This is a genomic window from Sphaerobacter thermophilus DSM 20745 (assembly GCF_000024985.1).
Lineage (GTDB): Bacteria > Chloroflexota > Chloroflexia > Thermomicrobiales > Thermomicrobiaceae > Sphaerobacter > Sphaerobacter thermophilus.
Window position 1 is genome coordinate 1,906,103 of record NC_013523.1, and the last position, 14,723, is coordinate 1,920,825.

The following is a 14,723-nucleotide window of genomic DNA, read 5'->3' on the forward strand; positions in this document are numbered from 1 at the left end:
GGCCCGATCGATGCCCCTGGGCGCACCGGGGCACGGCGAGGATGCAGTTGCCCATGATCGATATCGTTGGTAAGCGCTACTGGTGGTTCCTGCTCTCGGTGCTGGTGATCCTGCCGGGGCTGGTCTCGCTGGCCGTCAACGGCCTGCGCGTGAGCATCGACTTTACGGGCGGCACCCTGTGGGAGCTCCAGATGAGCCGCACGGTGCAGCCGGGCGAGGTTCAGCGGGTGCTCGCCGCCAACGGCTACGACGGCTCCATGGTGCAGACTTCGGAGGACAACGTCGTCCTGATCCGCACCAAGGAGATCCAGGAGGGCTCCGAGGCAAAGAACCAGTTGCTCACCGCCCTGCAGGACGAGTTCGGGCAGGTGACCGAGTTGCGCCTGGAGTCGGTCGGCCCCACGCTCGGCACGGAGATCCGCAACCGGGCCATCATCGCGGTAGCCCTGGCGTCCATCGGGATCTTGCTCTACATCGCGTTCGCCTTCCGCAACACCCAGAATCCGTTCCTCTACGGCACCGCCGCGATCATCGCCATGCTGCACGATGTCGCCATCCTGCTTGGTCTGGTCTCGATCCTCGGCTGGCTGCGGGGTGTCGAGGTCGATGCCCTCTTCATCACGGCCGTGCTGACTGTCATCGGCTTCTCCGTCCACGACACCATCGTCGTGTTCGACCGGATCCGCGAGAACCTGGCGCACAAGGTGGGCGAGACCTTCGAGGAGACGGTCAACTACAGCGTGGTGCAGACTCTGGTCCGGTCGCTGAACACCTCGATCACCACGATCCTGCCTCTCGCCGCGCTCTATCTCTTCGGCGGGGAGACCACCAAGACCTTCGTGCTCGTGCTGCTCGTCGGGATCATTGCCGGCACCTACTCGTCGATCTTCAACGCCAGCCAGATCGTGGTCGCCTGGGAGAACGGCGAGATCCAGCGCTTCTTCGCGCGGCTGCGCGGTCAGGGGCGGCAGAGCGTTCCGGCCGGGAAAGGGTCGCGGCCATGACCCCGGCCGCCGGTCCGCCCCGCCTCCGCGTCGGTGTGATCGGCGGCGGCATCGCCGGCCTGACCGCGGCCTACCGCTTCGCCCAGCGCGGCCACCAGGTCACCCTCTGGGAGCGCGGGCCACGCCTCGGCGGGCAGGCGGCTGCCTTCCCGGTGCTCGATACCGCGATTGAGTACTTCTACCACCACCTCTTCATGAGCGATCACGATATCGTGCAGCTCATGAACGAGATCGGCATCGGCGACGACCTCATCTGGCTGCCATCCCCAGTGGGATTCTTCGCCGACGGGAAGATCTACCCGCTCTCCGGCGCCTTCGACCTGCTCCGCCTGGGGTGCGTCCCGCTGATCGACCGGCTGCGCATCGGATTCACGACCCTGTACCTGCAGAAGCTGCGCAACTGGCGCCACTTCGAGCAGGTGACCGCCGCCGAATGGCTGCGGCGTGCCGTCGGCCAGCGCGCGTTCGACCGGGTGTGGGGCGCGCAGCTTCGGGCCAAGTTCGGCCCCCGGTACGATCAGGTGGCGATGGTCTGGTTCTGGAACAAGATCTACCTCCGCACCCAGTCCCGCCCCTCGCTCCTGGCTAAGGAGAAGCTGGGCTACATCCGGGGCAGCTTCAACACCTTGATCGACCGACTTGCGGAGGTCATCGCCGAGCAGGGGGCGACGATCAAGGTCGGCGTCGGCACCGACCGGCTGGAGCGCCGCGGCAACGAGTGGCTGGTGCGGACGAGCGAGGGCGAGGAGGTCACCTGCGACGTGATCGTGGCGACCGTCCCGTCGCCGATCCTGGCCAAGCTCTTCCCCGACCTACCGGAGGACTACAAGGCCAAGCTGACGGGCGCCGTCTACCAGGCAGCGGTCACCATGCTGCTCCAGACCACCCGTTCGCTGTCGCATATTTACTGGCTGAACATCGGGGACCCCTCGGTCCCCTTTACCGGCATCATCGAGCACACCAACTTCATCGGACCCGAGCACTACCAGGGGCGCCACTTCATCTACGTGAGCAAGTACGTCGAGCACGACCACCCGTACCTCACCACGCCCGACGACCAGCTCTTCGCGGAGTACGTCCCCTACCTGCAGCGGATCAACCCCGCGTTCAGCCCCGACTGGGTCGAGCAATACTGGGTCTTCCGCGAGTACGCGGCCCAGCCGATCATCACCAAGAACTACTCCGCCCGTATCCCGGAGCACCGCACACCGTTGCCCGGCCTCTACCTGGCCAACACGGCCCAGATCTACCCGGAGGACCGCGGCACCAACTACAGCGTCCGCATCGGCAATGTGGTCGCCGACCTCGTCGAGCAGGATCTCCGCTCCGGCCTCCTGCGCCCCGGTTCCCCCGCCCCTGCCGGCGGCTCTTGATCCAAACGCCGACTTCCATCCCCTGACGGTCCTGTCAGAATCATCGCGATAATTAGCCTGTCGCTATACACTGTGCCCGTCGGAACGCGGAGCGGCACGCGCGGCGGCCGGCGCGATGCGGTGGGCCGTCGCACGGAAACCCTCGCGAGCACCTGCCGGCCGGCGGGAATGATGCTCCTCACCGGCCACCGCGTCAGTTCCTGGGAGCGGTTTCGTGGGGCGCATCACGGGCGCCCCAATCGCACGAGGGAGGCGCAGCATGTTCGGGACAGTCGCCCGCATCCGGCCGAAGCCGGGTGGGATCCAGGCACTCCTCGACATGAGCCACGAGTTCGACCGCGAACACGCCAAGCGGGTGAAGGGGTACGTCGCCGACTACATACTCGAGTCCGAGAAGCACCCTGGGGAGTACATCCTGGTCGCGATATTCGAGGACCGCGAGAGCTATATGGCCAACGCCGATTCCCCGGAGCAGGATGCCTTCTATCGCCGCTTTCGCCAGCACCTCACCGAGGACCCGATTTGGGAAGACGGCGAGATCATCTACGCCTCGCATGGCTCCACCATGCCCACGTGGGACGACGCCAGCGGGATGATGGGCACCGAGCCGGCATCCCCTGAGTAGGGGCGAGCCATGCAGTCGCGGAGGATCAGGGATTGATTCCCCCCGACCCGCCGCGGCGAGCAATGACCGTACATGTGGGGCGACGCCCCCGACGACCAGCGGGCGCCGTACGCGGCCGATTGCCGCCCAGGCGCCCGCCGTGGTATACTCACTGCTGCATTGGCAGGCGCCCGTAGCTCAGTGGATAGAGCGTTTGCCTCCGGAGCAAAAGGCCGCAGGTTCGAATCCTGCCGGGCGTACCACCCGATGAGGAGACGAACAGCCCGAGGGTCAATACCCTCGGGCTGTTGCGTTCCAGGCGTCCTCCGGTCGCGACCCCTTTGTCTCGAATCCGAATCCGCCCTTGCCTCGATGTCATCCTGAGCGGAGCGAAGGATCTCGCTTCGGACCCACCCCACAGCAGGGAGATCCTTCGACTCCGCGGCGTGGACTAGTGCCGAGTCCGCTGGGTGTCCTCGACTTCCCACTCGGCTCGCTGCAACTCTCGCCGGCGACGGCGCATCCGAATGAGCCGGTACCACAGGAGCGCGGGTCCCCAGAGTGCCACCATGCCCACCATGATCCACAGGACGTGGGTAGCAGCCAGGAAACCCACTGTGCCCCACGACGTGGCGACCAGCAGGATCAGCAGCAGTGTCCAGAGCTTGAAGCCCACCAGGATCGCGATGAAAGCTCCTGCTCCCGGCCCGTCGTCACTCCCTGAGTGCCCGTGATCCATGCGCCTCGCCTACCCGCTCCCGCACGGCTAGAGCCCGGCTGCCCATCCACCGGGCGCACGGCTACCAAGCATACCTGATATACGTGGCAGCCCTCCTCTCGGGCGGTGCGACGCCCGGTCTCAACGCGCCCGGACGCTTCATCGCCGCACAACGCACGCCGTGCCTGCTAGACAAGTGTGTACGTACACTATATACTGTGGCCAACAACCGTCGTCCGGCGCCCACCATGGCCGCGCTGTGCGGCCTTTGAGCGCCCATAGTACAATCGTTGGGAGTGGGGCCGATGGTAGTTCGACCGAGAAGCGAGATCTGGCGCAGTGTTGCGCACACGTTCGGCCACGACCCGGATTCGGACCTTTTCGTTTCACGATGGATACGGCATCTCCGTGGGTGGTGGTTCCGAACGCGCGATCCGCAGCCCGGCATCGACGCACCCCATCCCGGATGGCTGTGGACGACGACGGTTGCGCCCACGTCCCGCCTTGTAACCGCGACGCTCGACTGGCTGATGCCGGGAGGAAGGGCCATGATCTTCCGGAAAGAGAACCGTAGCGAGTCGTTCCAGCGGCAAATCTCCAGCCTGCGCCAGCAGTTGCAGACGGAGACCGAGTCGCAGACCGACGAGTTCCGCCACAGCGAGTCTCAGGACACCTCACAGTTCAGCGCGTCCGCCCGCGAGGGGCGGGAGACGGCGGACGTCACGATCGCCGCGTCCCGACCAACCGATACCAGCGGTACGACCCAGATCACGACCGCCACGACTGCGGGGACGACCCCACGCGGGACGTGGCAGACGCCAGACACCAACACCAGCGTGATCGCCGGGAACGCGCACTGGAACGGCACGCTGCGCACCGAGGGGTCGCTCCACGTCCATGGGCGAGCCGAAGGCGAGCTGCATGCGACCCACGACCTCTACGTGGCCGAAGGCGCCCAGGTGGACGCCGGGATCTTCGCCGACAACGTGGTCGTTGCCGGGTTGGTTCGCGGCACGATCGAGGCGCGTACCCGGCTTGAGGTTCTGCCACAGGGCCACGTGTCCGGTGACGTCAAGGCACCCAAGCTCGTCGTGCACGAGGGTGCCCGGCTGAGCGGGAAGCTGACGATGGAGGGCACGGGCGCCGTCCAGTACTCGACGTCCAGTCAGAGCACGAAGTCGCGCCGCTCGGGCCGTTAGGCCCGCCGGACCACCCTGTTGGGAGGAGGAGGCCGATGTCGTATCGTCCAGGCGGGTCAAGCTCCGGCTTTGGCGAGGCGGGGAACGCCCAGATGCCCGAGGCCTACAGCCTCATCGACCGACACTCGACCGTCGAGGGTACCTTCACCTCCGAACGCGACCTCCGCATTGAAGGGCAGATGCGGGGTACCCTGCGCTGCCAGGGGCTGGTCTACATCGCCGAGGGAGCCGACGTCGACGCCACCGTTGAGGCCGCCCACGTCACCGTCGCCGGAGACCTGCAGGGTCAGGTCAACTGCCGCGGCAAACTACAGATCATGCCGACCGGCCGCGTCCGCGCCACCGTCACGACCCAATCTCTGGTCATCAACGAGGGTGCCCTCTTCGAGGGCGAGCTGCACATGGAGGTCGGCTCGGTGGCCACGAGCACGGTGGGCGAGGCTGCCGCGGACGACTCGGTTCCGAGCGTCCTTCGACGCTTCGCCGGCGAGGCCGGGGAGTCCTCGGATGCCGAGACATCCCCGGGTGCCCAGCGAGCGAAGGAAGAGTGACGCCCTCGCGGCCCATATCGGCACTGCGACACCACGAAAGCCCGTGCTATAATGGCCCCGCCGGCTGGGGGTAACTCAGGAGCAGCCTCGGCCAGGGTAAGGTTTTCCCTGCGCGCTCTCTGTTTGTGCCTCACGCCCCTGGCGGTTCCGTGACGACACCCGGCACAAGGGGGGGCCATGACCGTACGGAAGTGCAGCACATGCAAGCACTACGAGCCGGCGCCGATTTGGCGCAAGGGTTGGTGCCGGAACCCACTGCTCTACTCGCCCCAGCAGAGCCACCTCGTCGGTGAGGACGACCTGGACTGCGATCGGGGCATGGGTAACTACTGGGAGCCGATCGACGCACCGCCAGGCGTCGCCGGTGTCACCCCGCCCCCGGATACCGAAGCAGACCTGACCAACCCCAATCCCACGCCCGCGTTCGAACCCCAAGTCGCACCCTTGAACTTCGTGCCGCCGCCCGGCGGCGGCGCCCGTTCCGGTAGAGGAGGCGAGATGCATCAGTACCCCGGCAGCGGACGGCCCGGCGACTTCGACGACGATGATGAGTTCCAGCGCCCCTCCACCCACGATCGCTCCCGATCGCCCTTCGCCAGTGGGAGCGAGCGCCAGTTCACCTATTACAGCGAGGAGCGCTACTGGACCGACTACCTGCGGATCGCCGTCCCGGTCGTCGGCGTCATCCTCATGCTCGGATTCGTCTGGTTCCTCCTCCAGTCGCTTCTGGGTGGTGAGGACGAGGCCGGGAACAACACGAACGGGATCACCGGCCCAACGGTCGTGATGGGTGCCACCCCCGGTGGCGGGGTCGGCCCGGTCAGCACGCCGCGGCCGCTGCCGACGACCGAGACGACCCCTGCCCCGTCCAGCGGGTCGATCGGCCAGGGCGCGACCGTCGTGGTCGCCAACACTGACGGCGCAGGCGTGAACCTGCGCAGCAGCCCCAGCACCAGCGGCGAACTCGTCATGACGCTCGAAGAGGGGACCGAGCTGACCATCACCGGTGAGTCGGTCACGGCCGATGGCTACACCTGGTGGCCTGTCGAGGGGGACGGCGTCGAGGGGTACGTCGTCGAGGACTTCCTGGAGCTGGCCCAGTAGCTGACCCAAATCACCTGGATGGCCGGGCGCAGCCGATTGAGGGCGGAAATCGGCCTGTGCTATACTGAGCGTCGGCGGTATCAGCCGCCAAATTCACACGTGCCCGGACCGACCCTGGTGTGCCGCGTATGCGGTCCTCGGTCGGGATGAAGGGCACGGACGCTCTAACACCAGGAAGGATAGACCATTGGTCACCGCAGCCGATACCGAAGCCACCCGAGTCAGTATGAAGGCGCTGCTGGAGGCAGGGGTCCACTTCGGACACCAGACCAAGCGCTGGAACCCGAAGATGCGCCCTTACATCTTCACCGAGCGCCACGGGATCCACATCATCGACCTCCAGCAGACGGTCCGTCTGCTCGCCGAGGCTCAGGATTTCGCCCGCGACCTCGCCGCCCGCGGCGGGCGCGTCATCTTCGTCGGCACCAAGAAGCAAGCGCAGGAAGCCGTCAAGAATGCGGCCGAGCGCAGCGGCATGTTCTACGTCAACCGCCGCTGGCTGGGTGGCACCCTGACCAACTTCGTCACCATCCGTTCGCGGCTCCGGTACCTGAAGGAGCTCGAGCGCCAGGCTGCTGCCGGTGAGCTCGACACCCTGCCCAAGCAGGAGGGGATCCGCAAGCGCCGCGAACTCGAGAAGCTCCGCCAGACCCTCGGCGGCATGCGTGATATGACGCAGCTCCCCGCCGCGATCTTCGTCGTCGACCCGAAGCGGGAGAGCATCGCCGTCGCCGAGGCCCGGCGTCTGGGCATCCCCATCATCGCGATGGTGGACACCAACTGTGATCCTGATCTGATCGACTATGTCATCCCCGCCAACGATGATGCGATCCGCTCAGTCCGGCTGATCACCTCTCGCATCGCGGACGCCCTGATCGAGGGCCGCACCGAGCTCGAAAGCACGATGGCCGGGGAGCCGGGCGTCGGTGAGGAGCCGGAGGAGGATCTGCCCGACTACTCCATCGACGAGGAGGAGCCGCTGGAGGACGAAGAGGAGTTGGAGGCCGAGACCGAGGCTCCCTCTTCGCGCCGCTGAGGTTGCTGTTTCCGTCGGCCGGCGCGTGCGCCGGCCGAGTCATGTCTTGCGCCGAACACCGGACGCCACGTTACATCCACGAGGAGGACCTGTGCAGATCACCACTCAGATGGTCAAGGAGCTGCGGGAGCGCACGGGGGCTGGCATCATGGATGCCAAGCGCGCGCTCGAAGAGTCCGAGGGGGACATGGACAAGGCCGCCGCGCTCTTGCGACAGCGCGGGCTCGACCGTGCCGAGAAGAAAGCGAGCCGCGCGGCGTCGCAGGGTCTGGTCAAGGCCTATATCCATGGCGGCGGACGGATCGGCGCACTCGTCGAGGTGAACTGCGAGACCGACTTCGTGGCCCGCACCCAGGAGTTCCAGGATCTGGCCCACGACATCGCCATGCAGGTCGCGGCCATGGACCCGCGCTACGTCAGCGTCGAGGACGTCCCGGCCGAGGTGCTCGAAGAGGGCGAGCGCGAGTACGGCGATCGCGAGCTCTTCCTGAAGCAGGCAGTCCTGCTGGAGCAGGCCTTCATCAAGGACCCGAAGCGGACCATCAAGGATCTCGTCAAGGACCACATCGCTCGGCTGGGCGAGAACATCGTGGTGCGCCGCTTCGCGCGGTTCGAGCTGGGCGTCGGCACTGGGGCGGCCGACGAAGAGTAGAGGACACGAGCCGTGGGAGCAGGCGAATCCGGTCCCGGAACCTGTCAGCGGCGCCGCTACCGGCGTGTCGTATTGAAGCTGTCGGGCGAGGCCCTTATGGGCAGCGCCGGGTACGGGATCGATCCGGCCGTGGTCCAGCGTCTGGCTGCGGAGATCGCGCGCGTCGCCGCCGACGGTGTCCAGATCGCGATTGTCGTCGGCGGCGGCAACATCTGGCGCGGGCTGGCCGCCAGCTCGCGGGGAATGGATCGCGCCACGGCTGACTACATGGGCATGCTGGCCACCGTCATCAACGCACTGGCGCTCCAGGACGCGCTCGAGCACCAGAGCGTTCAGACCCGTGTGCAGACCGCGGTGGAGATGCACCAGATCGCCGAGCCGTACATTCGGCGCCGTGCCATCCGGCACATGGAGAAGGGCCGTGTCGTCATCCTCGCCGGCGGCACCGGAAACCCCTACTTCACCACCGATACCGCGGCCGCCCTGCGCGCGGTCGAGATCGGCGCCGAGGTCATCCTCATGGGGAAGAACAACGTCGACGGCGTGTATGACGACGACCCCAATATCAACCCGAACGCCACCCGCTATGATGTGATCTCCCACCAGGAGGCACTCGAGCGCCATTTGCGGGTCATGGATCAGTCGGCCCTCGCACTCTGCCGGGAGAACGACCTGCCGGTCATCGTCTTCGACTTGAATCGCCCGGGCAATATCGAACGCGCTGCGCTCGGCCACGAGGTCGGAACCCTCGTCTGTTGAGCGCGGTGCGCACGCCAATCGCGCGCCGCCACGGGGCGGGCATGGTCACACAACGCAGGAGGCCAGCGTGATCGAGGATGTACTTGCCGATGCCGAAGGCCGCATGACGAAGACCCTCGACAACCTCCAGCGCGAACTGGCCGGTATCCGAACCGGCCGCGCCTCGCCTGGCTTGATCGAGCGCCTGGAGGTCGATTACTACGGCACGCCGACCCCGCTGAATCAGGTGGCAGGGATCAGTGCGCCCGAGCCCCGGCTCCTCGTCGTGCAGCCGTGGGATCGGAGCGCCATGTCCGCCATCGAGAAGGCCATCCGTAGCTCCGACCTCGGGCTCAACCCGACCAACGACGGCCAGGTTATCCGCATCGCCATCCCGCCGTTGACCGAAGAGCGTCGCAAGGCTCTGGTCCGGGTTGTGCGGCAAAAGGTGGAGGAGAGCCGCGTCGCGATCCGGAACATCCGGCGCGATGCCCTGGCACAGGTCAAGGAGATGCTCCAGGAGAAGCTCATCGGCGAAGACGATGAGCGCCGCGCCGAGCAACAGGTCCAGGAGCTCACCAACCGCTACATCAACGAGGCGGACAAGATTGGCAAGAACAAAGAGGCCGAGGTCCTCGAAGTCTGACAACGGCGCAGCCGTGGCGCCCACGACAGATCCGGCGGCGTCCGCGTCGCCGGAACGTGTCGTGCCGCGCCACGTCGCCATCATCATGGACGGCAACGGTCGCTGGGCGACGCGCCGCGGCCTGCCCCGCATCGCGGGCCACGAGGCCGGGACCGAGAACATCCGCCGCATCACCACCCATGCGGCCGAACTCGGCATCAAGTACCTCACGCTCTGGGCCTTCTCCACCGAGAACTGGCGGCGCCCCAAGGAGGAGGTCGAGGGCATCCTCCAGATCCTGGCCCGCTCCATCGAGCGCGAGACTGCCGAGTTGCACCGCAACGGGGCGCAGCTCCGCCACATCGGCAGCCTCGACGGCCTCGACCCCGACCTCCAGCAGGCCGTGCGCGAGGCCATCGCCCTCACCCGCAACAATGACCGCATCGTCCTCACGCTGGCCTTCAACTACGGAGGGCGCGCCGAAATCATCCAGGCGATCCGCCGGATGATCGCCGACGGCGTCCGCCCGGAGGAGGTGACCGAGGAGCTGGTCGATCGTTACCTCTACACCGCCGACCTCCCGGAACCGGACCTCATCATCCGTACCTCCGGCGAGCAGCGCACCAGCAACTTCCTCCTCTGGCAGGCAGCCTACGCCGAGTACCATTTCACACCGGTGCTCTGGCCGGACTTTGGCCCCGAAGACCTCGAGCGCGCCGTCGACGACTACTGTCATCGCGAGCGGCGGTTCGGTGGCATCACACCGGCCACCCCCGGCCGCGCTGCCGGCTAGTCCGGGCAGGCGGCCATGTTGCGGCAGCGCTCTCGTAGTGCCGTCCTCATCGTCCTGGTCGCCGCCGTCCCCGCGTTCGTCGGCGGGTACGTCTTCGCGGCGGTCATGCTGCTCCTCGGCCTTTTCTCCGTCGCCGAGCTGACGCGCGCCCTGGAGGCGAACGGCACCCGACCGCTCCGCACGGGCGCCCTCACGTTCACAGCCCTCCTCATCGCCGCCGTAGCGCTCGACGCCTCGCCCGCCGTCTTGGCAGGGCTGCTCACTGCCGCCGTACTCGGCACCCTGGCCATGGCCGTCTTTCGCCCCCAGCCCATCCCGGGACTCCAGGACTGGGCACTGACCCTGGCCGGCACGCTCTATGTGGCGATCCCGATCGCCCACTTCGTCGCCCTGCGGGCGCTGCCGGGCGACGCCACGCGCGGCTGGGTCAACGAGCTCGTCGACCTGCTCGGCTCGGACGGCACCGGCCTGGGGCTCGCATGGTTCGGCCTCGCCCTCTCCGTCACCTGGCTGACGGACACCGCGGCCTATCTGATCGGCCGCGCCTACGGGACGACGAAGCTCATCCCGTCGGTCAGCCCCGGCAAGACGCGCGTCGGCGCCGCGGCCGGCCTCGCTGCGGGCGCCCTGACCGGCATCGCTGCCGCCGCACTGTTCGGTGTGCCGGTGGCGTGGTACACGGCGGTCGGGGTGGGCCTCGTGCTCGCCGCCGTCGGCCAGGTCGGCGACCTGAGTGAGTCACTGATCAAGCGCAGCCTGGGCATCAAGGACATGGGGCACCTGATCCCCGGACACGGCGGCCTCCTCGATCGCATCGACGCCCTCCTCTTCGCGCTCCCGGTCGCGTACTATCTGGCCCGGCTGCTGTAGAGAGGTTCTGTCGGTATGCGACAACGCCTCGCGATCCTCGGCTCTACCGGTTCCATCGGCCGCCAGACACTGGGCGTCGTCGACCACCTGCCCGACCGATTCGAGGTGGTGGCGCTGGCCGCCGGACACAACGCCGAACTGCTCCAGGAACAGGTGGACCGCTACCGCCCTCGCCTCGTCTCGGTGGCCGACGGCTGCGACCCGCGCACCATTCAGGCACCGGAGGTATTGTCCGGCGCCGAGGGGCTGGAGGCCGTCGCGACCATGCCCGAGGCCGACATCGTGGTCGTGGCCACCTCGGGCCACAGCGCCATCCGCCCCACGCTGGAGGCCATCCGGCGCGGCAAGACGATCGCGCTGGCCAACAAGGAAGCCATCGTCTGCGCCGGCGAGATCCTGGTCGGAGAAGCCCGCCGCCGCGGCGTCGAGATCCGTCCCGTCGACAGCGAGCACAGCGCCGTCTGGCAGTGCCTCAGCGTTCGGCACCAGGAGTCCGAGGTCGATCGGGTCACCCTGACCGCCTCCGGCGGCCCCTTCCGCGACACCCCGGCGGCCGAGCTGGCAACAGTCACCGTCGAACAGGCGATGGCGCACCCGACGTGGCGCATGGGGAGCAAAGTCACCGTCGACTCCGCCACCTTGATGAACAAGGGCCTGGAGGTCATCGAGGCCCATTGGCTCTTCGACCTGCCCTACGAGCGGATCGACACCGTGATCCACCCCCAGAGCATCGTCCACGCGCTCGTCAGCTTTGCCGACGGCTCGGTCGTCGCCCACCTCGCCGTGCCCGACATGCGGCTGCCGATCCAGTACGCCCTGACCTACCCGGAACGCCCACCCGCTCCACACCTGCGTCTCGATATCGCGGCCCTGGGCCGGCTGGAGTTCAGCCCACCCGACCCCGAGCGCTTCCCAGCACTCGAGCTGGCCCGCGCTGCGGGTGAGGCCGGCAGCACCTACCCCACCGTGCTCAGCAGCGCCGACGAAGTCGCCGTGGCCGCCTTCATCGCTGGGCGCCTTGGGTTCACCGGCATCGTGGACGTGGTCCGCGCGGTGCTCGACCGCCACCAACCCGCGCCCGGTCCCCTCACCCTCGAAGCGATCGCCGAAGCCGACGCCTGGGCCCGCCGCGAGGCCGAAACCCTCATCGCCGCCACCGCCCGCTAGACCCACAGCCCCATGCGATGCCCCCCCGCCACCGGGGCAGCGGTGACCCAGGGCTCATGGAGTTTGACGAACACGATGGAGTTACTCCGGCGGTAAGGTGGGTCTTCGGCGCTGTCGTGTGCCCAGCGCGAAAACCGCCGGGCTGACAACATGAGGTTCACTGAAGGGACTGGGAAAGCTCCGCCCCGTGGGAGGCCGCCTTCATGGCGGCACCACAGCCCCTTCAGTGGGCTTGCCCATACTCAGCCCGGCGGCTTCCGCCCCGGGCCTATACGTTGGCGCGTGGATCCGCACGCCACCCATCAGCGTCTCGACGACGGCACGACACAAACCTCGGCGCGGCGTGAGGCCGCACCATACCAAAGCGGCGGCTCTGGCCGCCGCACTCCAAAGCCGGCTAAAGCCGGCTTCGCATTGTGAGCCCGGGGGTTTACCCCCGGGTACAGGTCCGCCAGCGGGCACCCAATCACCTGGGGGTCGGCCCTGGTTCGCTCCCGCCGGCTGCCGCAGGCTTGGTCTTGTCAGCAGTCGACTGCCGCGCTCCTGTCATCCTGAGCGGAGCCGGGGGCGGCGGCCAGCCGCCCCCGGCGACTCCGTCCGAGCCGAAGGATCCCTCCGGTGCGTCGCCGGTCCGACGCGAGATCCTTCGCTTCGCTCAGGATGGCAGTGAACGAGCGCCGGTTCTGGACTAGGGATCGTGAGCCGGTCGGTTCTGCGAACTCCTCTCAGACCCCGACGCGGCGCGCGGCGTAGAAGCGCGGGCCCCAGTAGCCGTCCCACAAGTCGCTGATGGTGACGCCGACGCCGGGCATGGAGGCGTGGATGAACTTCCCGTCGCCGATGTAGATCCCGGCGTGCGAGAGCCCCCACTGGTAGGTGTTCTGCTGGAACACCAGATCACCCGGGTGCAGATCCTTCGGATCGACCGGGACACCGCTGGCGACCTGCGCGTCCATGTTCCGCGGGAAGCCGCCGCCGAGGACCTGGTTGACCACGTAGTAGACGAAGCCCGAGCAGTCGAACCCAGCAGGGGTCGTCCCTCCCCAGACATAGGGGGCTCCGAGATGCCGCAGCGCCTCCTCCTTGATCAGCTCGCCGACGGGTGGGGCCTGCAGCGGCGCGGCAACCGCAGTCGGCTCTGCCGCTGCCCAGGCCGGGTACCCCACCAGCCCGAGGAGGGTGTCGTGCGCGGCGCCCGTTCCCGGGTGGTACTCGAACCGTGCGCGCTCGAAGTACTGCACGGTGACGCCGTTCTCGACGAACTCCTCGCTGATCGGGTAGCCGAACAGCGCCAGCGACTCCCGGAACGAGACGCCAGGATCGCCCAGTTCGACGCCGTGGGACTTCCAGTAGTGCCGGAAGCCGTTGCACAGCCAGTGTCCGGTCTCGGCGAAGTAATCGCAGCCGGGCGCACTGCCGCCGGGTTGCGGTGCGAAGGGGGCCGTCTCGAGCAACCCGCGCCGAGCTGCCTCATCGGCGCCCAGCCGGCCGAGCTCCACCTCGTACGCGGTTCCCGCTTTCTCGGGGTGGTGCTCCAAGCGCTGGCGCTCGAAGTACTGGACGCGCAGCCCGTTCTCGAGCACCGGCATGCTGATGGCGTAGCCGAAGATCGGCACGCCGCCGCTCCGGTCGTAGAAGCGTTTGAACTCCCAGGAAATGGGAATCGTACCGGGTGCCGCTGGCGTCGCGGTCCCTCCGCCGGCGCCCGCCAGGGCTGCAGATGAGGGGTTGTACGTCGGATCGTTCGCGTCGTGAAGCGTATCCGCGGCAACCGACACCGGCCCCAACAGTGTCACGGCCGCGGCCACAAGGCAGCCGCCCAAGAGGCGGCTCCACGCCGCTCGCGTGGTCAAAGGCCCTTCCCTTCCTACGTCCCATGGCCGGCAATGCCATAGCCCCGTCCCCGCGGGGCGCTCGTGCCAGGCCTCCTCTGCTAACGCTCGGGTGCGCAGGCTCTCCCCTGCCGCCCCGGACCGAGTCCGGCCCGAGCAACGCTCAGTAAACGACTGCGATTCTCGTCGGTTGCGCGAGTTGCATCGCTGCACGCCCACCGTTGCAGACATCTGCTGCGCAACAAGCTGCCACTTGCCTCAAGATGCCGCGTCCGAACGCACCCTTTTCGCAGGCTCGGTACGAAAGTACTAATTCGGCGAATCCCCCGCCGAATCCCCAAACCCCGCGGTGTGTATCCCTGCTGCCGTGTACCGGTGGGGACGGCGATACCGTGGTTGCCCGCTATTGAGCGATCGGGCTGGCGACGGGGTCGTGCGCCTCAAGTTGGTGGCCGAT

General features: G+C 67.6%; 15 protein-coding genes and 1 tRNA gene. 14 read left to right on the forward strand and 2 right to left on the reverse strand.

Annotated elements, in window-relative coordinates; genetic code table 11:
- Positions 1–53 precede the first annotated feature (53 nt).
- The 4 genes from secF to STHE_RS08760 all read left to right on the forward strand — a co-directional run bounded on the left by secF (position 54) and on the right by STHE_RS08760 (position 3,244).
- Positions 54–1,004, forward strand: a complete 951-nt coding sequence (secF, locus tag STHE_RS08745) for a protein translocase subunit SecF (RefSeq protein WP_012872207.1) — start codon at positions 54–56, stop codon at positions 1,002–1,004.
- Positions 1,001–2,377, forward strand: coding sequence for an NAD(P)/FAD-dependent oxidoreductase (locus STHE_RS08750; RefSeq protein WP_012872208.1), 1,377 nt, complete (start codon positions 1,001–1,003; stop codon positions 2,375–2,377). Before secF ends, STHE_RS08750 begins: the two co-directional genes overlap by 4 nt.
- Before the next feature lie 259 nt (positions 2,378–2,636).
- Positions 2,637–3,002, forward strand: coding sequence for an antibiotic biosynthesis monooxygenase family protein (locus STHE_RS08755; RefSeq protein ID WP_012872209.1), 366 nt, complete (start codon positions 2,637–2,639; stop codon positions 3,000–3,002).
- 166 nt (positions 3,003–3,168) lie between these two features.
- Positions 3,169–3,244, forward strand: a tRNA-Arg gene (locus STHE_RS08760).
- Between the two features lie 188 nt (positions 3,245–3,432).
- On the opposite strand, the gene STHE_RS08765 is transcribed toward STHE_RS08760, so the two are convergent.
- Positions 3,433–3,720, reverse strand: a complete 288-nt coding sequence (locus STHE_RS08765) for a glycosyltransferase 87 family protein (protein WP_012872210.1) — start codon at positions 3,718–3,720, stop codon at positions 3,433–3,435.
- 527 nt (positions 3,721–4,247) lie between these two features.
- On the opposite strand from STHE_RS08765, the gene STHE_RS08770 reads away from it, so the two are divergent.
- From STHE_RS08770 to STHE_RS08815, 10 genes are all read left to right on the forward strand, one after another.
- Positions 4,248–4,898, forward strand: a complete 651-nt coding sequence (locus STHE_RS08770) for a bactofilin family protein (RefSeq protein WP_012872211.1) — start codon at positions 4,248–4,250, stop codon at positions 4,896–4,898.
- 35 nt (positions 4,899–4,933) lie between these two features.
- Complete coding sequence (locus tag STHE_RS08775) at positions 4,934–5,449, forward strand: bactofilin family protein (protein ID WP_012872212.1); 516 nt, start codon at positions 4,934–4,936, stop codon at positions 5,447–5,449.
- Positions 5,450–5,626: 177 nt separating this feature from the next.
- A complete protein-coding gene (locus STHE_RS08780) occupies positions 5,627–6,553 on the forward strand; it encodes an SH3 domain-containing protein (RefSeq protein WP_012872213.1) in 927 nt (308 codons plus the stop codon).
- A gap of 226 nt (positions 6,554–6,779) precedes the next feature.
- Complete coding sequence (rpsB, locus tag STHE_RS08785; RefSeq protein WP_012872214.1) at positions 6,780–7,589, forward strand: 30S ribosomal protein S2; 810 nt, start codon at positions 6,780–6,782, stop codon at positions 7,587–7,589.
- 91 nt (positions 7,590–7,680) lie between these two features.
- On the forward strand, positions 7,681–8,241 hold the full coding sequence (gene tsf, locus STHE_RS08790; protein ID WP_012872215.1) for a translation elongation factor Ts: 561 nt from the start codon (positions 7,681–7,683) through the stop codon (positions 8,239–8,241).
- 12 nt (positions 8,242–8,253) lie between these two features.
- On the forward strand, positions 8,254–9,000 hold the full coding sequence (gene pyrH / locus STHE_RS08795) for a UMP kinase (protein ID WP_012872216.1): 747 nt from the start codon (positions 8,254–8,256) through the stop codon (positions 8,998–9,000).
- Between the two features lie 67 nt (positions 9,001–9,067).
- Positions 9,068–9,625, forward strand: a complete 558-nt coding sequence (frr, locus tag STHE_RS08800) for a ribosome recycling factor (protein ID WP_012872217.1) — start codon at positions 9,068–9,070, stop codon at positions 9,623–9,625.
- Between the two features lie 13 nt (positions 9,626–9,638).
- Positions 9,639–10,397 carry an undecaprenyl pyrophosphate synthase gene (locus STHE_RS08805; protein ID WP_245534853.1) on the forward strand — a complete coding sequence of 253 codons (759 nt, stop codon included), beginning with the start codon at positions 9,639–9,641 and terminating at the stop codon, positions 10,395–10,397.
- Between the two features lie 15 nt (positions 10,398–10,412).
- Positions 10,413–11,267, forward strand: coding sequence for a phosphatidate cytidylyltransferase (locus STHE_RS08810; protein ID WP_012872219.1), 855 nt, complete (start codon positions 10,413–10,415; stop codon positions 11,265–11,267).
- Positions 11,268–11,282: 15 nt separating this feature from the next.
- Entirely contained in the window at positions 11,283–12,434 is a 1,152-nt protein-coding gene (locus STHE_RS08815; RefSeq protein ID WP_012872220.1) for a 1-deoxy-D-xylulose-5-phosphate reductoisomerase, read from the forward strand.
- 725 nt (positions 12,435–13,159) lie between these two features.
- On the opposite strand, the gene STHE_RS17960 is transcribed toward STHE_RS08815, so the two are convergent.
- A complete protein-coding gene (locus tag STHE_RS17960) occupies positions 13,160–14,287 on the reverse strand; it encodes a C40 family peptidase (protein ID WP_148219943.1) in 1,128 nt (375 codons plus the stop codon).
- Between the last annotated feature and the right edge of the window lie 436 nt (positions 14,288–14,723).

Excerpts from the sequence above, each read along its gene's own strand:
- secF (WP_012872207.1), top strand. The coding sequence starts at position 54 with ATGATCGATATCGTTGGTAAGCGCTACTGGTGGTTCCTGCTCTCGGTG.
- STHE_RS08750 (WP_012872208.1), top strand. The coding sequence starts at position 1,001 with ATGACCCCGGCCGCCGGTCCGCCCCGCCTCCGCGTCGGTGTGATCGGC.
- STHE_RS08755 (WP_012872209.1), top strand. The coding sequence starts at position 2,637 with ATGTTCGGGACAGTCGCCCGCATCCGGCCGAAGCCGGGTGGGATCCAG.
- STHE_RS08765 (WP_012872210.1), bottom strand. The coding sequence starts at position 3,720 with ATGGATCACGGGCACTCAGGGAGTGACGACGGGCCGGGAGCAGGAGCT.
- STHE_RS08770 (WP_012872211.1), top strand. The coding sequence starts at position 4,248 with ATGATCTTCCGGAAAGAGAACCGTAGCGAGTCGTTCCAGCGGCAAATC.
- STHE_RS08775 (WP_012872212.1), top strand. The coding sequence starts at position 4,934 with ATGTCGTATCGTCCAGGCGGGTCAAGCTCCGGCTTTGGCGAGGCGGGG.
- STHE_RS08780 (WP_012872213.1), top strand. The coding sequence starts at position 5,627 with ATGACCGTACGGAAGTGCAGCACATGCAAGCACTACGAGCCGGCGCCG.
- rpsB (WP_012872214.1), top strand. The coding sequence starts at position 6,780 with ATGAAGGCGCTGCTGGAGGCAGGGGTCCACTTCGGACACCAGACCAAG.
- STHE_RS08810 (WP_012872219.1), top strand. The coding sequence starts at position 10,413 with ATGTTGCGGCAGCGCTCTCGTAGTGCCGTCCTCATCGTCCTGGTCGCC.
- STHE_RS08815 (WP_012872220.1), top strand. The coding sequence starts at position 11,283 with ATGCGACAACGCCTCGCGATCCTCGGCTCTACCGGTTCCATCGGCCGC.